Source organism: Hymenobacter sp. YIM 151500-1 (genome assembly GCF_025979885.1).
In the GTDB taxonomy this organism is placed as follows: domain Bacteria; phylum Bacteroidota; class Bacteroidia; order Cytophagales; family Hymenobacteraceae; genus Hymenobacter.
Map to the genome: position 1 here is coordinate 4,560,161 of NZ_CP110139.1, position 20,455 is coordinate 4,580,615.

Annotated in this window: 16 protein-coding genes; 10 read left to right on the forward strand and 6 right to left on the reverse strand. The window is 62.2% G+C overall.

Going from position 1 to position 20,455, the window contains the following annotated elements; all coding sequences use genetic code 11:
• Positions 1-196: 196 nt before the first annotated feature.
• The 3 genes from OIS53_RS18990 to OIS53_RS19000 all read right to left on the reverse strand — a co-directional run bounded on the left by OIS53_RS18990 (position 197) and on the right by OIS53_RS19000 (position 4,872).
• Positions 197-3,184: a glycosyltransferase family 117 protein gene (locus tag OIS53_RS18990; protein WP_264680153.1), complete on the reverse strand. Its 2,988-nt coding sequence runs from the start codon at positions 3,182-3,184 to the stop codon at positions 197-199.
• A gap of 230 nt (positions 3,185-3,414) precedes the next feature.
• Entirely contained in the window at positions 3,415-3,798 is a 384-nt protein-coding gene (locus OIS53_RS18995) for a T9SS type A sorting domain-containing protein (RefSeq protein WP_264680154.1), read from the reverse strand.
• A 285-nt stretch (positions 3,799-4,083) separates the two neighbouring features.
• Positions 4,084-4,872, reverse strand: a complete 789-nt coding sequence (locus OIS53_RS19000) for a biotin--[acetyl-CoA-carboxylase] ligase (RefSeq protein WP_264680155.1) — start codon at positions 4,870-4,872, stop codon at positions 4,084-4,086.
• Between the two features lie 15 nt (positions 4,873-4,887).
• On the opposite strand from OIS53_RS19000, the gene rsfS reads away from it, so the two are divergent.
• From rsfS to OIS53_RS19035, 7 genes are all read left to right on the forward strand, one after another.
• Positions 4,888-5,283, forward strand: a complete 396-nt coding sequence (gene rsfS / locus OIS53_RS19005) for a ribosome silencing factor (RefSeq protein WP_264680156.1) — start codon at positions 4,888-4,890, stop codon at positions 5,281-5,283.
• Positions 5,284-5,376: 93 nt separating this feature from the next.
• Entirely contained in the window at positions 5,377-7,488 is a 2,112-nt protein-coding gene (gene ftsH / locus OIS53_RS19010; RefSeq protein ID WP_264680157.1) for an ATP-dependent zinc metalloprotease FtsH, read from the forward strand.
• A 218-nt stretch (positions 7,489-7,706) separates the two neighbouring features.
• The gene (locus tag OIS53_RS19015; protein ID WP_264680158.1) at positions 7,707-8,369 is read left to right on the forward strand and encodes a LutC/YkgG family protein; all 663 of its coding nucleotides are present in this window, start codon (positions 7,707-7,709) and stop codon (positions 8,367-8,369) included.
• The gene (locus tag OIS53_RS19020; protein WP_264680159.1) at positions 8,344-9,129 is read left to right on the forward strand and encodes a UDP-2,3-diacylglucosamine diphosphatase; all 786 of its coding nucleotides are present in this window, start codon (positions 8,344-8,346) and stop codon (positions 9,127-9,129) included. The genes OIS53_RS19015 and OIS53_RS19020 overlap by 26 nt, the downstream gene beginning before the upstream one ends.
• A gap of 49 nt (positions 9,130-9,178) precedes the next feature.
• Positions 9,179-10,006: a hypothetical protein gene (locus tag OIS53_RS19025; protein WP_264680160.1), complete on the forward strand. Its 828-nt coding sequence runs from the start codon at positions 9,179-9,181 to the stop codon at positions 10,004-10,006.
• 363 nt (positions 10,007-10,369) lie between these two features.
• Positions 10,370-11,533, forward strand: coding sequence for a zinc-dependent alcohol dehydrogenase (locus OIS53_RS19030; protein ID WP_264680161.1), 1,164 nt, complete (start codon positions 10,370-10,372; stop codon positions 11,531-11,533).
• Positions 11,534-11,762: 229 nt separating this feature from the next.
• Entirely contained in the window at positions 11,763-14,411 is a 2,649-nt protein-coding gene (locus OIS53_RS19035; protein ID WP_264680163.1) for a S8 family serine peptidase, read from the forward strand.
• Between the two features lie 400 nt (positions 14,412-14,811).
• Here the strand turns inward: OIS53_RS19035 and OIS53_RS19040 are convergent, their stop codons facing one another.
• Positions 14,812-15,615 carry a zinc-dependent metalloprotease gene (locus OIS53_RS19040; protein ID WP_264680164.1) on the reverse strand — a complete coding sequence of 268 codons (804 nt, stop codon included), beginning with the start codon at positions 15,613-15,615 and terminating at the stop codon, positions 14,812-14,814.
• Between the two features lie 470 nt (positions 15,616-16,085).
• On the opposite strand from OIS53_RS19040, the gene OIS53_RS19045 reads away from it, so the two are divergent.
• Entirely contained in the window at positions 16,086-17,534 is a 1,449-nt protein-coding gene (locus OIS53_RS19045) for a PSP1 domain-containing protein (RefSeq protein WP_264680165.1), read from the forward strand.
• A gap of 19 nt (positions 17,535-17,553) precedes the next feature.
• The gene (locus OIS53_RS19050; protein WP_264680166.1) at positions 17,554-18,063 is read left to right on the forward strand and encodes a gliding motility lipoprotein GldH; all 510 of its coding nucleotides are present in this window, start codon (positions 17,554-17,556) and stop codon (positions 18,061-18,063) included.
• Positions 18,064-18,164: 101 nt separating this feature from the next.
• On the opposite strand, the gene OIS53_RS19055 is transcribed toward OIS53_RS19050, so the two are convergent.
• Positions 18,165-18,356: a cold-shock protein gene (locus OIS53_RS19055; protein ID WP_264680167.1), complete on the reverse strand. Its 192-nt coding sequence runs from the start codon at positions 18,354-18,356 to the stop codon at positions 18,165-18,167.
• A 147-nt stretch (positions 18,357-18,503) separates the two neighbouring features.
• Here OIS53_RS19055 and OIS53_RS19060 point away from each other — a divergent pair, with 147 nt between their 5' ends.
• Positions 18,504-19,397 (forward strand): hypothetical protein, encoded by an 894-nt coding sequence (locus OIS53_RS19060; protein WP_264680168.1) that lies wholly within the window; start codon positions 18,504-18,506, stop codon positions 19,395-19,397.
• 163 nt (positions 19,398-19,560) lie between these two features.
• On the opposite strand, the gene OIS53_RS19065 is transcribed toward OIS53_RS19060, so the two are convergent.
• Positions 19,561-20,427 (reverse strand): hypothetical protein, encoded by an 867-nt coding sequence (locus tag OIS53_RS19065; protein WP_264680169.1) that lies wholly within the window; start codon positions 20,425-20,427, stop codon positions 19,561-19,563.
• Positions 20,428-20,455 lie beyond the last annotated feature (28 nt).

Consider the following 20,455-nt stretch of genomic DNA (forward strand, 5'->3'; position numbering starts at 1 on the left):
GCCCGAGCGTTCCTTGCACCGCTACGTGGGCTACTTCTTTATTACATGCTGTTTCTACAAACCTGTAGGCCACTATGCAGCCACTGTGCTACTACAAGCAGGTAGCCGTTCTGGAGGCGGCAGCCGACAGGGCGGCGTAGCACGACCCGGAACTGGCTCCCCCTCTCCGCGGGAGAGGGGGCGGGGGGTGAGGCAACTACTGCTGCATGTACCGCTGGAGCAAGCTTACGGCTTTGGCAGCCCGCTGCTGGTCGCCGATTTGCTCGGCGGCGCGGCCGATGCTGTTCAGGGCCAGCAGGTAGGTCTGGTACTCCTGGTCGAAGAGGCTGCTGTTGTGGGTGCTGTAGTAGGCCAAGGCCCGCTCGGCGCGGCCGGTCATGGTATCCATAATTTCGTTGGCGCGGGCCTTGTCGCCCACTGCCACCAGGGCCGGGATGAACTGCGGCACGTAGTAGTCGTAGGGCACCGACTTGTCGGGCATCAGGGCAAAGCACTTGTCCATGACCTGCTTGGCGCGGGCTTTGTCGCCGCTGGCCAGGTAGCTGTTGGCTAGGCGCGCAAACTTGTCGCGGTAGTTGGCCGGGAAGCGCAGGTGGTTTTCGTCGTAGTAGATGCTGGGGTTGTCGAGGCCGCGGTAGGCAAACTGATTCATCAGCTTATCATACATCAGCTGCTGGGCCACGTAGCCTTCCTCGCCGCGCGGCTCATAGTTGGGGTCTTTGGCCGGCAGGATGCGGTAGGCCATGCCTTCCAGCTGGAAATACGGTTGCAAGCCCATGAAGTCGCGCGAGTCGACGGTGCTGGAGAAGTACACCGGGCGCTTCCAGTTATTGGTAGCCAGAATATCCAGAATAAGCAGGCTCTTCTTCTCAATGGCGCTCTTGCCCAGCTCCCATTCCATGCGCGGCACCAGCTGCCCGCGCCGCTCGGCCGGGATTATACCCATCTTGGCCACAGCCGCCGTGTCTACGGGCAAATAGAACTTGCGCGTGGGGTAGGAGAGTAGCGTGGGCCCGCCTTCCCCGTACGACACTTGCAGCAGGGGCGAGTTCTGGTTGACCAGCTGCATGAACTCCTGCACGTTCACCTCCTGCACGGCCGGGTTTTCGGCGTAGGGCAGGTAGTCGTTGGTGCCCTGCTTGTAGGTATCATGCTCCATCGAAACCGGCAAAGGCTCCGACTTGTAGGCGCGGCGCTTCATCTGGTCGATGTACCAGTCGGTGTTCAGGTAGCTGAGCACGGCCACCCGCACGTCGGTGCGCACGCCTTCCACTTCCTGGGCGTACCAGAGCGGGAAGGTGTCGTTGTCGCCGTTGGTGAACAGAATGGCGTTGGGGGCGCAGGAGTTGAGCAGGTTTTTGGCCGAGTCCACCGAGTTGTAGCGGTTTGACCGGTCGTGGTCGTCCCAGCCCTGGGCGGCCATTAGGCCCGGCACGGCCACTAAGCTCAGGGCCGATACCAAGCCGGCACGCACCGTATCAGCCTTCACCACCGACTTCAGCAGGTCAGCCAAGGCCAGCACACCCAGGCCAATCCAGATGGCGAAGGCAAACGTGGCGCCAGCAAAGGTGTAGTCCCGCTCGCGGGGCTCGATGGGCGGCTGGTTGAGGTAAATCACAATGGCCAGGCCCGTAAACACGAACAGCAACCCCACAATAAAGGCGTTGCGGCCGTCGCGGCGCACCTGATAAATCAGACCGGCTAAGCCCAAAATCAGCGGCAGGGCAAAGAAGTTGTTGCGGGCTTCACTGGTGGCCACCCGCTCCGGTAGCCCCGTGTTCTGAGCGCCCGGCCACAGCACGCCGGCCTGCTGAATGTCGCTTTCGCGGCCCACGTAGTTCCACAGGAAATAGCGCCAGAACATGTGGCCCATCTGGTAGCGGGTCAGGAAAGACAGGTTCTGCCCCATCGTGGGTTTCGCGTCTTCCTGAATGTCAACCCACTTTTTGTAGTTGTAGATGTGCAGCGGGTCGGAGCTGTAGAGGCGAGGCAGCAGCATCTTGTCGGCGGGGTCGTACACCAGCTCGGGGCGGTACTCGGCCACCACGTACTTGTCGCCCTGGCGCACGTAGCGCGGAGCGCCTTCGTCCTGCCGGATGGGGCGGGCGTTGAACTGGGGCCCGTAGAGCAAGGGCCGGTCGCCGTACTGTTCGCGCTTGAGGTAGCTCACGAAGCTGAGCACATCATTGGGCGCGTTTTCGTTGATAGTGGGATTGAACGAGCTGCGAATCGGCACAATCAGGTACGATGAATACCCAATCAGAATGAACACGAAGCTCAGCATCACGGTGTTGAGCAGGCGGCTGCGGCGCTGAAACGACTGCCGGAAACCCAGCCAGATCAAGCCCACAAACAAGACCAGGAAAATCAGCAGCCCCGAGCTGAACGGCAGCCCAACCGTATTTACAAAGAACACCTCGAAGGCCCCGGCCAGCGTGGGCAGGCCCGGGATGATGCCGGCCAGAATCAGGCCCACGATGACGCTGCTGACGGCCAGCGTTAGGATGCCGCCCGTGGTAGTGGGGTTCTGGGTGCGGCGGTAGTAGTAGATGAAGCCTAGGGCCGGGATGGTCAGCAGGTTGAGCAAGTGCACCCCGATGCTGAGCCCAATGACGTAGGCAATGAGCACCAGCCACCGGTCCGAATCGGGTTCGTCGGCGCGGTTTTCCCACTTCAGCATCAGCCACACCACCACAGCCGTGCACAACGACGACATGGCGTACACCTCGGCCTCCACGGCGTTAAACCAGAACGAATCGGAGAAGGCGTAAGCCAGGGCGCCCACGGCACCAGCGCCGAGAATGAGCAAGGTTTGGCCCTGGGTGGGCTCCAGGTTCCGGTCGTCGTGCATGCCGGGGCGGTGCAGCACCAGCTTCTTGGCCAGCATGGTGATAATCCAGAACAGGAACAGCACCGTAAACGAGGAGCTGAGCGCCGATAGGGCATTCACCAGCACCGACACCTTGGTAACGTCGCCGAAAGACAGCAGGGAAAACAAGCGGCCCAGCAGCAGGAAGGTGGGGGCGCCGGGCGGGTGGGGCACCAGCAGCTTGTAGGAGCAGGCAATAAACTCGCCGCAGTCCCAGAACGAAGCGGTAGGCTCCAGGGTAAGCAGGTAGGTGGCCGTAGCAATGGCGAATACCAGCCAGCCAACCAGGTTATTTAAACGATGGTAACTCCGCATAGGGTAAAGGATGAGGCAGGGAAAGGCCCGCCTGCCGCTGAACGACGGGATGTTGGGGACAGAAAAGAACCTGGTGAGGATTCAAAAGTAGAGAATAACTAGCAAGCCCGGTGCACTGCCAGGCCACCGCAGCGGGTAGGACCCAAACTTTCGCTGGGCGCCAGGCACAAAAAAAGCAGCTCGTAGAAGCTGCTTTTGTCTGCACCGGGAAAATAAAACTTGGTCGGCGGTTAGTTCTGCAACACCAGGCGCCGGGTGCTCATCACCTTATCGTTCAGCACAAGGCTGTAGAAATACATACCTGCCGGCAAATCCGACAAATTGACGGTAATGCCATTGGTAGCCGCTTCGGGCCGCAGCACCACGGTGCGCACTTCGCGGCCAATAATGTTGCTGAGACGCAATTTATACTCCCCGGTTATTTTCTGGCCCACCGTGATGGTAACCAGTCCGCGGGCCGGGTTGGGGAAAAGAGAAATCGTGGGTAAGCTATTCGTCTTAGGAGCTACCGTGGGGGCCGGCGCCGTCGTTTGAGCTGCGACGGAAGCCGCATGCACCGACAGCTGCCAGGCCAGCAGGAGCAGAAGTGAAAGAAAGCGAAGCGTAAGTTTCATGGCATTAGGTCAGCGGCAAGGACCACGGAGCACCGCGGCCAATGGAAAGATAGTAGGGTTTGGCGAAAGAAGAGCAGTACGGGATACGAGCAAGTTGGCAAGCACCATGCCCGATTCGCAGCCACCATCCGCAGGTTCAACGGGGCAGATGCCTGCGTAAGACGGACGGTTGCACGCAAAGTTTAATTTCCGTACGCAAAGGTGCGACAATTAGTTGATATATGCACTATAAAATACTTTAAGCTGAGGTAGTTAGTAGCAGGCTTCGGGAGATGCCGCCGGCTGCTACAGGTAGCGGATTTCCTTGAGGTCGAAGTAGCGCAGCCCGGTGCGCAGAGCCAGGGCTAGGCGGCCGGCCTCATCCACGCCCACAATCTGGCCCAGCTCCCGGCGGCCGTCCACCTCAAACGGATGCTCTTCCTGGTAGCGGTACAGCACCCGCAGGTACTCGGCCCGCAGCGCACCCACGCCCCCGCCTCGCAGCTGTAAATAGCGCCGCTCCAGGCACTCCAGCAGGCGGGCTGCCAGGGGCGCCAGGGCGTAGGCGCGGCCGGTGAGGCAGGCCAGGGAAGTGGCCGTCGGTACACCAAATACGCGCTGATTGATATTTATACCAATTCCGACCACGCTATGCTGAATTTTCGGGCCCGCCAGTGTGTTCTCCAGCAGGATGCCGGCCAGCTTCTGCGCGCCCCACAGAATATCGTTGGGCCACTTCACGCGCAGGGCGGGGTCGGGGCCCAGCAGCTGGCGGGCCCAGTCGTGCACGGCCAGGGCTACGGCCTGGCTGAGCTGGAACTGGTCGGCGGCCGGCAGGAACGTGGGGCGCCACACCACAGATAAGGTGAGGTTTTCGCCGGGCGCGGCCTCCCACTGGTTGCCGCGCTGGCCGCGGCCGGCCGTCTGTTTGTCGGTAATGACGCAGCAGCCATCCGTGGCCCGGTTTTGGACAACCAGCGCCTGTGCCTCGGTGTTGGTCGAGGCACATTCTGGCAACCAGATAAGTTGCTGGCCCGTGAAGAGGGTTTGGGGGAATATGGCCTCCACCTGATTTTCGTACTTTGTGATGTTCAAACCTAATAATACCCCATGAAAAGTACCCTGGTTCGGCAGGATTCGGACAACTTGGCAGATGTAGTAGTGCGCGGCATGCAAGAGAAGAAGGCAGCCGATATCGTGGTACTTAATCTAAAAGAGCTTAAAAATGCCGTGGCAGATTATTTTGTTATCTGCTCGGCTTCCTCAGATACCCAACTCGACGCCATTGCGCGCTCGGTGGAAGAAGAAGTAGAAAAACTCACCGGCCAGAGCCCCTGGCAGTCGGAAGGGCGCATGAACCGCGAGTGGGTGCTGCTCGACTACGTGGACGTAGTAGTGCACGTGTTCCTGCGCGACCGGCGCGCGTTCTACGCTTTGGAAGAGTTGTGGGGCGACGCCGCCATTACCTACGTGGAAGAGGAGGAAACCTCGACGGCGGTAAAGTAAAACCCGCCTGGTGGCGTCCTTGCACTACGGAAGCCACCAACAAATGCGCGGGTGGCGTGTTCCGCCTTTGTTTTGTTTTAGCACCTGTATTACATGTCAGATACAACCCCCAAGAAGAAAAAACCAATGCTGCCCAACCCTGCCCCGCGGCCGGGTATGCAGCTGTGGGTACTCACGGGTTTGGTCGTCCTCATTCTGGGGATGGTCTACCTCTCGCGGAGCAACCCCCTCGTTGAAATCACCCAAACCCGGTTTGAGCAGATGCTCACGGTCGGCGATGTACGCGACATTACCCTGGTCAACGACCGGCAGGTGGAGGTTACGCTTAAGCCCGAAGCCACCAAGAAGCCGGAATATGCCCGTGAGCTGGCCCGCCGCGGCCCGCTGAGCATGGAGCAGGGCGCCCAGTACGGGTTCCGGGTCGTGGATGGCAAGACGTTCAAGGAAGACCTCGACAAGGCCCAGGCCGCGCTGCCCGCCGACCGCCGGGTAGGCCTGAAGGTGACGGACCGCACCGGCTACGGCGAGTACGTAAGCACCTGGGGCTTTATGATTCTGCTGTTCGTGGGTTTCTGGTTCCTGATGCGCCGCATGAGCGGGGCGGGCGGACCCGGCGGCCAGATTTTCAACATCGGTAAGTCGCGCGCGGCCCTGTTTGAGGGCGGCGACAAGGTAAAGATTACCTTCAAGGACGTGGCCGGCCTGGAAGAAGCCAAGGAGGAAGTGCAGGAAATCGTGGAGTTCCTGAAGAACCCCTCCAAGTTCACGGTGCTGGGCGGCAAGATTCCGAAGGGCGCCCTGCTGGTAGGTCCTCCCGGCACGGGTAAGACCTTGCTGGCCAAAGCAGTAGCCGGCGAGGCTGACGTGCCCTTCTTCTCCCTGTCGGGCTCCGACTTCGTGGAAATGTTCGTGGGTGTGGGCGCGGCCCGCGTCCGGGACCTGTTCAAGCAGGCCAAGGCCAAGGCCCCGTGCATCATCTTCATCGACGAAATTGACGCCATCGGGCGCAGCCGCAGCCGTGGCAACGTGCCCGGCGGCAACGACGAGCGGGAAAACACCCTGAACTCGTTGCTGGTGGAAATGGACGGCTTCGGCACCGACTCCGGCGTTATCATCCTGGCCGCCACCAACCGTCCCGACACGCTCGACTCGGCTCTGCTGCGCCCCGGCCGCTTCGACCGCCAAATCAGCATCGACAAGCCCGATATCAACGGCCGCACCCAGATTTTCAACGTCCACCTCAAGCCCCTGACCCTGGGCCCCGATGTGGAAGCCAAGAAGCTGGCCGCCCAGACGCCCGGTTTTGCCGGCGCCGAAATTGCCAACGTCTGCAACGAAGCCGCCCTCATTGCCGCCCGCCGCGACAAGAAGATGGTGACCATGCAGGACTTCACCGACGCCGTGGACCGCGTGATTGGTGGCCTGGAGAAGAAAAACAAGATTATCAGCCCCGGAGAAAAGAAAATCGTGGCTTACCACGAGGCTGGCCATGCCATTGCAGGCTGGTTCATGGAGCACGCCGACCCGTTGGTGAAAGTAAGCATCGTGCCCCGCGGGGTGGCGGCGCTGGGCTACGCGCAGTATCTGCCGCGGGAGCAGTTCCTCTACAACACCGAGCAGCTCATGGACGAGATGTGCATGACCCTAGGGGGCCGCGCCGCCGAGGAGCTGGTGTTCGGCAAAATTTCGACCGGCGCCCTCTCTGACCTGGAGCGCATCACCAAGGTGGCGTACAGCATCGTGACGGTGTACGGCATGAACCCCAAGCTGGGCAATATCTCGTTCTATGACTCCAAGGGGCAGAATGAGTACGGCTTCACCAAGCCCTACTCGGAGGCTACCTCGCAGATGATTGACGAAGAGGTGCGTACTATTATCGAGCAGGCATATACTCGCACCAAGGAGCTGCTCACCGAGCGCCGGCACGAGCTGGAGGTGGTAGCCAAGGAGTTGCTGGAGAAGGAAATCCTGCTGCAAGACGACCTGGAGCGTCTGGTGGGCAAGCGGCCCTTCGACAGCCAGACCACCTACCAGGCCCACATGGCCGGCACCGACCGGAGCGAAACCCTGAGTGAGCGGAAACAAGAGCACCCCGGCCTGCCTCTCGGCAACGACCTGCCCGACCTGAACCTACCTGGCGTAGACAATGACAAGTCCGGCGCTTCATCTTCTGAGCCCAGCGGCACGGTGGTGACACCCATGTAGGGGCGCGTTGCACGCGCCCGCCGGTGACGGGAGTAATCTAATAAAAAGCCAGCTTCGCAAGAGGCTGGCTTTTTATTTTTTATATAGCACAAACCGAGGTACAACTTGGCTCCGACCTCTTACGGTTCGCGTTCCATCTTTTCGCGTTGCATCTTTCAACTGTTCAACGACCGGGCGCGGGCGGCGCGCCCCTACCCAAAACCCAATACCTTTGTCGCATGTCCGACACCTCCCGCGACACCATCCTGCGCCGCATTCGGCAGGCCTTGCAGCAGCCGGCGCCGCAGCCGGCCCGGCCCGACTTTACGGCGCCCCTGCACCCGCGGCCGGGCGCCGACGAGGACCTGGCCGTGCTGTTTGCCCAGAGCTTCGTGCGGGTGGGCGGGGCCTTGTATTACTGCGAGTCGACGGAGCACTTCTACGATCAACTGTTTGCCTACAAAAAGGAGAAGAGCCTGGAGCGCCTGTTTGTGTGGGAGCCGGAGCTGAAAAAGCTGCTGCACGAGGGCAACTTGGTGTTTCAGGATTCGGAAACTGATTTTCTGGAACACGCCGACGCTGGCCTCACGACCTGCGAGGCCCTGGTAGCCCGCACGGGCAGCGTACTGGTGAGCAGCGCCACCGGCAGCGGCCGGCGCCTGAGCATTTACCCCGACCAGCACCTGGTGTTTGCCCGCACCTCGCAGGTGGTACCCGACATTGGCGATGCGCTCCAAAGTATGCAGCAGAAGTACGGGCCCGACCGGCTGCCCTCCATGGTGTCGTTGACCACGGGGCCAAGCCGCACGGCGGATATTGAGAAAACGCTGGTGCTCGGTGCCCACGGCCCGCGCAGCATCGTGTTGTTTTTACTGGATGACGCGCCCGCCGCAACTGCCTGACCTGCCGCTGCCCCCCGGCCGCCGCGTGTACTTCGCCTCCGATTTTCACCTGGGCGCCCCCGATGCCGCCCGCTCCCGCGAGCGGGAGCAGCGCATCGTGCGCTGGCTCGACATGGCCGCCCAGGATGCCGCCGCCATCTACCTGCTCGGCGACATCTTCGACTTCTGGTTTGAGTACCGCCACGCCATTCCGCGCGGCTTCATCCGGCTGCAAGGCAAGCTGGCCGAGCTGACCGACGCCGGCCTGCCCGTGACCTTCTTCACCGGCAACCATGACATGTGGATGTTTGACTACTTCACCAAAGAACTGAACATTCCCATTCTGCGCCATGCGGTGAGTCAGCGCATCGGCGGGCACCGGTTCCACATCGGGCACGGCGACGGGCTGGGGCCCGGCGACCATACCTACAAGGTGCTGAAGCGGGTGTTTGCCTCGCCCGTGGCGCAGTGGCTGTTTGCCCGCCTGCATCCCAACCTGGGCATCGGCATTGCTAACCGCTGGAGCCGCCACAGCCGCCTGCAAAACGGCGCTGCCGACGACCAGTACTTTGGGGAGGACGAGTGGCTGCTGACCTACTGCCGGGAGCTGCACCAGCAGTTTGCGCACGAGTTCTACGTGTTCGGGCACCGCCACCTGCCCCTCGACGTAGAAGTGGCCCCCGGCAGCCGCTACCTCAACCTCGGCGAATGGGTCAATTATTGCACGTATGCCGTGTATGACGGCAACGAATTGGCCTTGCAAGACTTTTCGGAGAAGTGAGACTATGAGAAGTGAGAAGTTAGACTATGTTCTTGCGGTGCTGCCTTCGTTGAAATGGCGTCTCACCTCTCGCCTCTCCCTTCTCACTTCTATCATCCTGCTTCTCACCTCTCCCTTCTCACCTCTACAAGCGCAAAGCGCGGCCTGGACGCTGGTGCGCACCATTGCGCTGCCGGAGCCGGGGGTGGCGTCGCTGGACCGGCGGGGCAACTTGTACGTGACGGATGCCCAAAACAACCTGCATCAGTATGCGCCCGATGGGCAGCCGCTTAATACCTACTCGCCGCCCTTGCCCGGCCATACGGCCCAGGTGGAAGCCTGGAATACGGCCAAAATTCTGGTGTTTTATGACGACCGGCAGCAGGTGGTGCTGCTCGACCGGTTTCTGGCTCCCATCACCGAAGTAGCCCTCATCGACCACCTCGACGGCATGGCTCGCGCCGTAACCCTGGCCCCCGACGACCGGTACTGGCTGCTGAACGAGTCGGACCTGACCTTGCGGCAGTTTGATGGGGTGCAGAAGCGCTTCACCCTCACCACGCCGCTCGATTTGCTGGTGGGCCGCACCCGCCCCGACTTCCGCTTTCTGCGCGAGTACCAGAACAACCTCTACCTGCTCGACCGTACCACCGGCGTCTACGTGTTCGATAATCTGGGCAACTACCGCAAAAAGCTGCCCTTCGCGGGCCTGACCAGCATTGGGTTTCGCGGCGACGAGCTGTACTACCTGGCCGATGGGCAGGTGCATTTCTTCCACCTCTACCAGCTCACGGAGCGCACTCTGCCCGTGCCCGCCGCCGACACCCGGCAGGTGCTGGTAGGAGAGGGGTTTGCCTATTGCTTTACGCCCCAGGGTGTGCAGGTGTACAAGCTGTGAGATGGTGAGGCGGTGACAGGTAACACGTGACAGGTGACAAGTGAACGGCAAGCCCCGGAGGGGCGACATATTGGTAGAGGGCAAGTCAAGTAGATAGAAAAAGCCCCAGCGAGGTGACATCCAGTCGTGCTGACGTGGGGTGCCGCCCCGCTGGGGCTCTTGAATTATCTATACCTGGTGTTTTCTACCGATGTGTCGCCCCTCCGGGGCTTGCCGTTCACTTGTCACCTGTCACGTGTTACCTGTCACCGGCTACGTGCTACCTCATCCAACCCCGCAACCTCCGTTGTTGGAGCGTCGTTAGCCCACGAACCGGCCCGGCCGGCTAATGACCTGTTCACTCCACAACTCCACTGCCTTAGTATGAAAGCACTTGTGTTTCACGGCCCGAAAGATGTCCGCGTTGATACCGTTGACGACCCCGAGATTATTGACCCGCGCGACGCCATTATCCGCGTAACCAGCACGGCCATTTGCGGCTCCGACCTGCACATCTACAACGGCGGCCTGCCCCAGCCCCGGCCTATGGTGCTGGGTCATGAGTTTATGGGCATTGTGGAGGAAGTGGGGCCCGGCGTGCGGGGCAAGCTCCGGGTCGGCGACCGGGTGGTGGTGCCGTTTCCGGTGGCCTGCGGCACGTGCTACTTCTGCAACCATGAGCTGCCCGGCCACTGCGAAAACTCCAACCCCGACCACTACGGCCCCGAAGGCGGCGTGCTGACCGAGAAAGGCGGCGCCCTGTTTGGCTACACCGACCTGTACGGCGGCTACCACGGCGGCCAGGCCGAATACGTGCGCGTGCCCTACGCCGACTTCGGCCCCCGCGTCATCCCCGATTCGCTGACCGACGAGCAGGCCCTGTTCCTGACCGACATCTTCCCCACGGGCTACTCCGGTATCGACTGGGCCGACGTGAAAGGCGGCGAATTCATTGCCATCTTCGGGTCGGGTCCGGTGGGCATTATGGCGGCTAAATCGGCTTGGCTGCGCGGCGCGGCGCGGGTAGTAGTCATCGACACCCAGCAGTACCGCCTCGACAAAGCCCGCACCACAGCTCACTGCGAAACCATCCTGTGGACCAGCCAGAAAGACGTAGTGGAGCAGATTCGGGCCATGAGCGAGGGCCGCGGCGCCGACGTGTGCGTGGAAGCCGTGGGCTTCGAGCCCGACCGGGACCTGCTGGACCGGGCCAAGGCGGTTATCAACCTGGAAAAAGGCTCAGCCAAGGTTATCGAGGCCTGCTTCTCGGCCGTGCGGCGCGGGGGCGTGGTGACGGTGCTGGGCGTGTACCCGGCCTATTACGACAACTTCCCCCTGGGCCAGTTCTTTGATAAAGGCTTCACCATCCGGGGCGGCCAGGCCCCGGCTCAGAAGCACATCGACAAGCTGCTGAGCTACGTGGTAGAGGGCAAGGTGCAGCTCGACGACATTATCACCCACCGCCTGCCCCTGGCCGAGGCCGCCCACGGCTACGACATCTTCCGCAACAAGAAAGACAACTGCGTAAAAGTGGTGCTTAAGCCCTGAAACAGAAATTAATGCTTACACAGAAAAGGCCGGCTTGAAGCTGGCCTTTCTTGTGTAGACAAGCCATTACTGAGCTGGCCGGGGAGTAGCAACGGGCCAGGGTTTATGTGTACATTTGAAAACAGGCAGTTGGCCCGCAGCAGCTTTCCGGCCGGGCCTGGCTGCTTGGAGTTATGGCGCCGGCTGCCGCCACGGGCGCTTGTCTTTGGCTTCTTCCTACTGATTTCATATGCCTCTTTCTGCTCGTGCCCGCGTGTTCTGTGTGTTGTGCTGGGTGGCCGTGGCCGCCCAGACAAGCCCGGCGGCGCAGGCCCAGCAGGAACCCGGCCGGGCGGCGGCTCCGGTAGCCAGCCGCCTGGCGCCGGGCCTGGAAAAGCGGCCGGCCGGCCAGGCCCTGCGCGTGAGCGTGACGGATGTAGCGGCGTTTCGGCAGTGGCTGGCCCGTGAGCTGCCCAAGGCCCGCGCCACGGCCCAGCCCCGCCACCCCGACCTGCTCCAGGTGCGGGGCGCTGCGGCAGTGGCCCTGGCGGCTTGCCCCTGGGTGCGCTTCGTGGACGTAGCCGACCGGCCCGCCCGCCCCGAGCGGCAAATCAACAGCTCCAACCTGGCCGTCAATAAGATAAGCTTGGTGCACCGGCGCTACCCGCGGCTGGCGGGGCAGGGACTTACGGTGTCGATAAAGGAAAGCCCCCTGGACCAGCAGGACATTGACTTCAAAGGCCGCTTGGTTAACCCCGACCCGCAGGCCCAGATGCTCACGGCCCACGCTACCATCATGGCTACGCTGATTGCTGGGGGCGGCAATTCCTCGCCCAGCGGCAAGGGCGCGGCCTGGCAGGCCCGCATTGCCCAGTCCAGCTACGACAACCTGCTGCCCGATGATGGCGCCGGGCTGACGAGCCAGGGCGTGTCGGTGCAAAACCATTCCTACGGAGTTGGCATCGAGAGCTACTACGGCCTGGAAGCCCGCGCCTACGACCAGCAGGCCCGGCAGTTCCCGAACCTGCTGCACGTGTTTTCAGCCGGCAACTCTGGCACCCAGCCCGGCGGCGCGGGCCGCTACACTGCCCTGCCGGCCACGGCCAACATTACCGGCCAGTTCAAAATGTCGAAAAACACGCTCAGCGTAGGCGCCACCACTGCCCTCGGCCAAGTAGTGCCGCTCAGCTCCCGCGGCCCCGCCCACGATGGCCGCATCAAGCCCGAACTGGTAGCTTTCGGCGACGGGGGTACTTCCGACGCGGCGGCGCTGGTGTCGGGCATGAGCCTGCTGGTGCAGCAGGCCTACCGGGAGCAGCACGGCGCGTTGCCGGCGGCTTCCCTGGTGAAAGCGGCTCTGCTCAACAGCGCCGACGACACCGGCCGCCCTCACCTCGACCACGTAGCCGGCTTCGGGCAGGCCGATGCCCAGGGTGCCGTCCGGACAATGCTCGACAACCGGTTTCGGGAGGGCAGCCTGGCGCAAGGGCAGGAGCAGGCACTGACGCTGACCGTGCCGCCCGGCACCCACCGCCTCAAGGCCACGCTGGTCTGGACCGACCCCGAAGCCGCCGCCAATGCCTCTCAGGCTCTCATCAACGACCTCGACCTGACCCTGGAGCAGGCCGGCCAACGCTGGCACCCCTGGACCCTGAGCACCTTTCCGCACGCCGACTCCCTGGCCCTGCCCGCCCGCCGCCGACCCGACCGCCTCAACAACGCCGAACAAATAACCCTGGACCTGCCCGCCGCCGGCACCTACCAGCTGCGAGTGCGCGGCCACGCCGTGCTCCAGGGGCCGCAACGGTTTAGCGTGGTGTACGAGCTGGAAACCGGCCTCACCTGGGCCAACCCCACCGCCGCCCGCGCCCTGCGGGCCGGCAGCCCCGCCGTGCTGCGCTGGGACTGGGCCGGACCTGCCACCCCTGCCCGTTTGGAGTACAGCTACGTGGGCCAGCCCCAGCGCTGGCGGCCCCTCAGCACCAGCCTCAACCTCACGGAGCAAGCCTTCGTGTGGACTGCTCCACCCGACACGACGGCCCTGCTCCAGCTGCGCCTGCTCACGGCTACGGCTTCGTATACTTCGGATACCGTGGTGCTGGCTCGCCCCTTGGCCCTGGACGTAGCCTACAACTGCCCCGACGAAACCCTGCTGGCCTGGGCCCGCGTGCCCGGCATAGCGCAATACCAAGTCTACCAGCTCGGCGCTACCCACCTGCAACCCTACCGCCTGGTGCCCGATACGGCCCTGCTGCTGACGCCGGCCGAGGCCGCCGGCCGGCACTTTGCCGTGGCGCCCGTGCTGCCGGGCAGCCGGCTGGTAGGAGAGCGGGGCTCGACTATTGATGCCAGCCGCGCCGAGCATGGCTGCTACGTGCGCTCCTTTATTGCCCGCCAGCTGGTTACGGACTCCGTAGAATTTGATCTGGTGCTGGGCTCCACGTTTCAGCTGCAAAGCCTGACGCTGGAGCGCCTCCAGCCCGATGGCTCCTACTTGCCCGTGCAAACCCTGGCACCGGGCCGCCGCACCACTTTTCTGCTCCGCGACCTGGCTCCGCGCCCTGGCCGCGCCGAGTACCGGGTACGCCTGCTGCTGACGGGGGGCCGCACCCGGTTCAGCAACCTGGAAGAAGTGTTTGTAGTGGGCGGCTTGGCTGATGTGCTGGTGTATCCCGTGCCTGTCGTGTCCGGGCAGCCCCTGCGCATTATCGGCCCCCCCGACCAAGCCCTGCGCATCCGGGTGGTGGACATGATAGGCCGGCAGCGCCTGGAAGTCAACACCGAGCCCAGCGCCGTTGCGCAGTTCGACACCCACACGCTGGGCGCTGGCCTCTACCTGCTGCGCATCAGCGTGGCCGGCAGCACCACCGAAGTTGTGCGGCGCGTATTCGTACAGTAGGAGCGCGTCGCACGCGCCCGGTCGTTGAGCAGCCAAGAAAGCAGCGCGAAGTTTCGTGCCGCGCCACTTCTACTAAAGCGCAGGAAAAGCCCGCACGGCCTGGGTCTGGGTGCCCTACCCAGTATAGCGGTAAGGCAGTTGGCAGGGCTTTGCGGCCCCCGGCCTACACTGCTTCTGCTGCGCAAAATCCAGCGGAAGAAGCTGGATGTGAGCGGTAATTCACGCGCGTTGCATAGCAGCCTTCGCTGTATTCTGACTTGTGAGTTAGGCTCAAGAACCGGAGACGGAGGCCACGCAGCAATAATTGGGCGCGTGCGGTGCGACGCGCTCCTACCGCACAAAAACAAACAGCCCCGGCTTCAGGAGCCGGGGCTGTGTTACGCTAGTAAGTCAACTGACTTTAGTACACGTAGTTGAGGGCCGTAACGTCGTTGCCGTTGAAGGGACGGTTGCTGCCCGAGCCGATGCAGGCCAGCATCCAGGAGTTGGGGTCGGGGCCGGTGGGCGTGCCGGGGATGTGGATGGCACCTACCGAGCTGGCACCTTCGTTCACCGACGAGCCACCGCAGCTGTACTGGCGGCCCATGTAGTCGGTGTGGCGGAAGCCAATGCAGTGGCCGATTTCGTGGGCCAGAATGGTGGCAATGTACGTGGAGGCGTTAGCCGTGCCGATGGCGCCGGAGTTTACCAGCACCTGGCCATAGGGGTTGCCGCCCGAGGGGAAGCCAGCCGAAGCCAAGTAGCCGGAGCCCGAAGGAGCAGCCGACAGCACAATGTTACCACCCGACGTAACCCGGCGGAAGGAAAGACGCAAGCCTTCGGCATTAAAGCGGCGGATGGCCTCGTCAGTAGCCGTAACGTAGGCCGAGGGCAGGCTGGTCGAAACGCGTACGGTAATGGTGCGGGGCAGGCCGCCTACCAGGTTGGTAGTGCGGTACTGCTCGTCCTGGCCTACGCGCAGCATGTTATAGTCGGGCTTGCTGGCCAGCATCTCGTTGGTCAGCAGAATGTCGCCCTCCACCAGTACCCCGCCATCAACCTTCTGGGCACCGGCGGCCGTAAAGCCCAGTGCCTTAATTTGATTGATAGTAGTTTCTGAAACCTCGTTTTTTACTTCAACATTGGCTTTTTCCTGGCAGGAAGACAGGGTAAGTGCCGAAGCAGCAAATAAAGCGAGCGGGGTGAAGAGTTGAGAAATTTTCATGTGTTTTGGTTGTGTGTGGTGAAAGTGTGGTCAAAAGGTAATAATTCGTTAACGATTTATCAAAATGACTCCCTGCTTTTTGTCATAATTATGTACAATATGTTCATGATTTCAGCACAATATCTTTAACACCTATTTCTTCTGAATAGAATTTTATCCATAGGCCCACAAGTATCTGGTTCTAGACGATTTTGTAGTATTTGACTAAAATGTTGATTTCATCACAGTAGAGCTTCTTCGGAACTTAGCCTACAGCCAGTCGTAACCCGCGCCACTCCTGTACCGGCTTCACCTAGGCGAATTCTGTATCTTTGTAGATATTGACTTTTCAGCGAAGCTCTCCTTCGCTTCACCTATAGATTTTTCAAGCCGTGGCTTGCTCATCCTGTTCTTCCGGTGGAGGCTGCTCCACAACTGCTAAGGGCTGCGGCTCGAAAGGCAGCTGTAGCAGCGGCTGTACCCGCCTCAACGTGTTCGATTGGTTGCAGGACCTCGATCTGCCCAGCGACTTCAAAGAGTTTGATATTGTAGAAGTCCGCTTCAAAGGCGGCCGCAAGGACTTCTACCGCAACAAGAGCCGCCTGCCCCTGATTACCGGCGACGCCATCGTAGTGGAAGCTGCCGGCAACGGCTGGCACCTGGGCCACGTTTCGCTGAAAGGGGAGCTGGTGCGCCTGCAAATGCGCAAAAAGAAAGTACCCCTCGATGCCAAGGATATCCGCCCCATTCTGCGGGTGGCTACCGAGCAGGACGTGGAGCGCTGGAACGCCGTGCGCGACCTGGAAACCGGCACCATGTTCAAGGCCCGGGCCGTGGTAGACGAGCTGCGCCTCAAAATGAAGCTCTCCGATGTAGAGTACCAGGCCGACCGCACCCGCGCCACGTTCTTCTACTCCGCCGACGACCGGGTAGACTTCCGGGACCTGATTAAGCGCTTGGCCGACGAGTTTCGGGTGCGGGTAGAGATGCGCCAGATTTCCTTGCGCCACGAAGCCGGCCGCCTCGGCGGCATCGGCAGCTGCGGGCGGGAGCTGTGCTGCTCCACCTGGCTGAGTGACTTTAAGAGCGTGAGCACCACCGCCGCCCGCTACCAGAACCTGAGCCTGAACCCGGCCAAGCTCTCGGGCCAGTGCGGCCGCCTCAAGTGCTGCCTCAATTACGAGCTGGACACCTACCTCGACGCCCTCAAGGACATTCCGCAGGTGCAGCGTCCCTTGCTTACCGAAAAAGGCGACTTCGTGCTGCAAAAGACCGACATCTTCAAGAGAAAGATGTGGTTTGCCATGCGCGGCGATAACAACTGGGTGGTACTGAGCACGGAGCGCGTGCGCGAAATCCAGGACCTGAACAAGCGGGGCGAGAAGCCCGAAAGCCTGCTGCCGCCCGTGCGCGAAGAAGAAAAGTCGCCCGAGGTAACGGCCATTGTGGAAGGCTCCTTGGAGCGCCTCGACGACAAGATCAAGGCGTCGAAACGCACCAAACGCGGTAAAAAGAAAAAAGACAAGGAGAAAGTCGGCCCCGATGCAGTAGCTCCGGCCCCCGTCCGCCCGGCCCGGCCCGCCGCCGCCCGGCCGGCCCCGCCCGCCGCCGACGCTCCCACAGCTCCGGCTCCCGACGCCCCCGAAACCGGAACCCCGGAAGAGCGGGCTCGCCCCCGCGGGGCCGCCGCCCGCCCCCTCAACCGGCGGGGCCGCAGCCGCGGCGAGGGCAAGCGCCCCGATGCGCCCCGCCCCGCCAGCGCCGACGGTGCTGCTCCCGAAGCAACCCGGCCCGCCCGCAGCCCCGAGGCCCGGCCGCCCCGCGCAGAAGGTGAATCCCGGCGCTCTTCGGGGGCACCGGGAGGTGGGCGCCGGGGCCCGCGCCCGCCCCGCCCCGACCGCCCGGCCGGCGGACCAGCTCCTGCGCCCCCGGCTTCCTGAACCTGCCTCTTTCCTGCTTATGACCTTTCGTTGCCGACTAGGACTGGCCCTTCTGCTGGGCGCTGGCGGGCTGCTCACCGCCTGCGACGCCAATCAGGTATTTGAAAAAAACATCAACCTCGAATCGCCGGCCGGCGACCCGTACGTGTGGGCCGTGCAAAACAAGCCCACGTTCACGTTCGAGATTCAGGATACCACGCAGACCTATAATGTCTACTTCAACATCCGCAACGCCGCTCACTATGAGTACTACAACCTCTACGTGAAGCACACGCTTACGGGCCCCGATGGCAAGCCCATATCGAGGCTGCTGCACCAGATGCTGCTGATGGACCCGCAAACCGGGGAGCCGCGCGGCAAAGGCACCGGCGACATCTACGACCACCAGATTCTGGCCCTGCCCAGGCAGCGTTTCCGCCAGCCCGGCCCGTACACCATCGTGCTGGAGCAGTACATGCGCCAAGACCAGCTGCCGGGCATCATGGCCGTGGGCATTCGGGTGGCCCGGCACGCGGCGGATAAAGAATAGTGGTCAAGATCCTGTCGGCACGACACATAAACTGCCCCGCCTACAGCCTGAGTAAGGAGTGGGCGGGGCAGCTAGTTGATAAAGCTCTTGAGAACTGGGCGCTACATACGCTCCACTTTCACGGCGTTCTGGCCTTTTTTGCCGTCAATAACATCAAAAGTTACCCGGTCATTCTCGCGGATTTCGTGGACGAGGCCGGTCTGGTGAACAAAGATGTCTTGGCCATTCTCATCCTGGATGATGAAGCCATAGCCTTTAGACTCGTTGAAGAATTTTACTTTGCCGGTTTTCATAGCAGGCGTAGATTGGTTGTGTGGTGAAAGAATGAGGCGGTAAATCTACACGCTTTTCCAAAAGACCAAAACAGCGGAGGAAGCTGGAACGCAGGGAGCAGGCGTGCGTATGCTGGAAAATAATCACTTACCTCAACCCCGATAATCATGCCTGAGCCCGTAGATTCCGCTGCTTCTTCCCAAAATGAACAGCCCGACGCCCATCCCGACCACCTGCTGGCACCCCGCAATGCAAAGGAGTCGGGGCCGGTAGCTAATGACCCTGCCCATGCGCAGAACGAGGTGGCCGGACCCGACCGGGGCGAGTTTGGCCGCCACGCCGGCGGCGTTACCCACGGCGGCTACGGCGGCTTCCAGCCCGGCCGCAAAGAAGGCGGGGCCTACTCGGGGCCGCTGGGTACCCCGCCACCGACCACCGGCTACGACGGCGAACGAAGCCAGCAGTCAGCGGGCTTCGTGGACAACAGCAACGGCAGCTTCGGGAGCCAGCCTGGGCAGCACGCCCCCGCCAACTCGACCGTCAGCCCCGGCTACGCCAACGACAACGCCGCTCCACAAGGCACCGATTCTGGCTTCGCCCCGAACTATGGTACGTCGTCGCTGACCGGAGCCACCACGGCCACCACGGCTGCCCCTGCCGCCGGCCAGCGCAACCAAACCGAAGACTACCGCCCCAACCATCCCGAGCAGGGCCCCGAGGGCCTGACCATCGGGGCGGCGCCTACCAATGCCGCTCACGGCCATAACGAAGCCGATACGACCCCCACCGGTACTCAGCGCAGCGGCTACCAGGCCGCCGGCTCTCCCGATGCCCAAGGCAGCGAGCAAACCGGCTTTGGCTCGCGGGGTGGCTCCTACAACGACGAATACGACGCGGCTTCCGACGCGAAAGGCCAAGGCTCGCCTACCCGCGGCGACTACAGCCAACAGGATGCTGCCCAGAACTACGGCGGGGCCGCCGCCGACCGCACCTCATCCGACGACTCTCCCGATTACGGCCCCGCACCCACCCGCGCCACCACTCCGGGGCAGGGAAAGTGATGCGGTAATGAAGTAATGGGGTGAAAAGAACGTCATGCTGAGCTTGCCGAAGCATCTGTCCCGCTTCGTTGTAGTGCTATTGCAACGAAGCAGTAGAGATGCTTCGACAAGCTCAGCATGACGTTCTTTTTCGCCTCATCACCCCGTTACTTTATCCTCCCCATCACCTTTTCCAAGTAGCCTGGAACAGCTTGCCTTTTTCATTACTGAAAATGAAATCGTGGTTGCTGGTGAATACCAAGGCTTCGGCTTGGCCGGAGGTGGGAAGGGTCAGGCAGCCTTTGAGACTGTCGAAGAGGCGGCGGCCGGGCAGGCGTTCAAACAGGTACACTTGGCCGTAGCCTAGTAGTGCCACACGGCGCCCGTCGGGGCTGATGTCGGCGGCCGTTACCCAGGTGTTCAGCTGGAGGCTGTCGACGAGGCGGGCGGTGTGGCGGCCGGGACGGGCGGGCAGCACGTATTGCTTCACGTAGCGGCCTTCGCCCCGGTTTTTGGTGAACAGGTAGAGGCTGTCCTGGTAATAGTAAAAAGCCTCACAGTCGAAATTACGGCGGGGCTTGCGGGGCGGGAAAGCGTGCTGGTCGGCGTAGGCAAACTGAATGGTATCGACCTGGGCGTAGTCAGGACCACTGAGGCGGTAGATGCACAAGTTGCGGCGCTTGTTCTGGTTGTTGCCGAAGTCGCCGATGTACAGGCGCTGCTCCGGGTCCTGGGCCAGGTCTTCCCAGTCGATGTTGAGCAGGGGGGCCAGCTCCAAGGTTTGCAGCAGGTCGCCCTGGGCCGTGACGCGGTACAAGTTGGCCGTATTGCCGCCGTCGGCGTGGGTCCACAAGTCGCCTTCGGGACCGGCGGTTTCCAGCCCTGAGCTTTCCGCTACGCGCTTCCGGTCCAGGTGGCCGATGGTCTGCACGTCGTAGTGCTGGTGCAGCTGGGCAAACTCACCGCGGCCCTGGTTACGGGAGCAGCCGCAAAGCACGGATTGCAAAAACACCAGAACCGGAAAAAGCTTGTCGCGGAGCAAAAAAAGCATGGAGCAGGGGCGGGAATCAACAGGAAAA

Excerpts from the sequence above, each read along its gene's own strand:
- OIS53_RS18990 (WP_264680153.1), bottom strand. The coding sequence starts at position 3,184 with ATGCGGAGTTACCATCGTTTAAATAACCTGGTTGGCTGGCTGGTATTC.
- OIS53_RS18995 (WP_264680154.1), bottom strand. The coding sequence starts at position 3,798 with ATGAAACTTACGCTTCGCTTTCTTTCACTTCTGCTCCTGCTGGCCTGG.
- rsfS (WP_264680156.1), top strand. The coding sequence starts at position 4,888 with ATGAAAAGTACCCTGGTTCGGCAGGATTCGGACAACTTGGCAGATGTA.
- ftsH (WP_264680157.1), top strand. The coding sequence starts at position 5,377 with ATGTCAGATACAACCCCCAAGAAGAAAAAACCAATGCTGCCCAACCCT.
- OIS53_RS19015 (WP_264680158.1), top strand. The coding sequence starts at position 7,707 with ATGTCCGACACCTCCCGCGACACCATCCTGCGCCGCATTCGGCAGGCC.
- OIS53_RS19020 (WP_264680159.1), top strand. The coding sequence starts at position 8,344 with ATGACGCGCCCGCCGCAACTGCCTGACCTGCCGCTGCCCCCCGGCCGC.
- OIS53_RS19030 (WP_264680161.1), top strand. The coding sequence starts at position 10,370 with ATGAAAGCACTTGTGTTTCACGGCCCGAAAGATGTCCGCGTTGATACC.
- OIS53_RS19035 (WP_264680163.1), top strand. The coding sequence starts at position 11,763 with ATGCCTCTTTCTGCTCGTGCCCGCGTGTTCTGTGTGTTGTGCTGGGTG.
- OIS53_RS19040 (WP_264680164.1), bottom strand. The coding sequence starts at position 15,615 with ATGAAAATTTCTCAACTCTTCACCCCGCTCGCTTTATTTGCTGCTTCG.
- OIS53_RS19050 (WP_264680166.1), top strand. The coding sequence starts at position 17,554 with ATGACCTTTCGTTGCCGACTAGGACTGGCCCTTCTGCTGGGCGCTGGC.
- OIS53_RS19055 (WP_264680167.1), bottom strand. The coding sequence starts at position 18,356 with ATGAAAACCGGCAAAGTAAAATTCTTCAACGAGTCTAAAGGCTATGGC.
- OIS53_RS19060 (WP_264680168.1), top strand. The coding sequence starts at position 18,504 with ATGCCTGAGCCCGTAGATTCCGCTGCTTCTTCCCAAAATGAACAGCCC.
- OIS53_RS19065 (WP_264680169.1), bottom strand. The coding sequence starts at position 20,427 with ATGCTTTTTTTGCTCCGCGACAAGCTTTTTCCGGTTCTGGTGTTTTTG.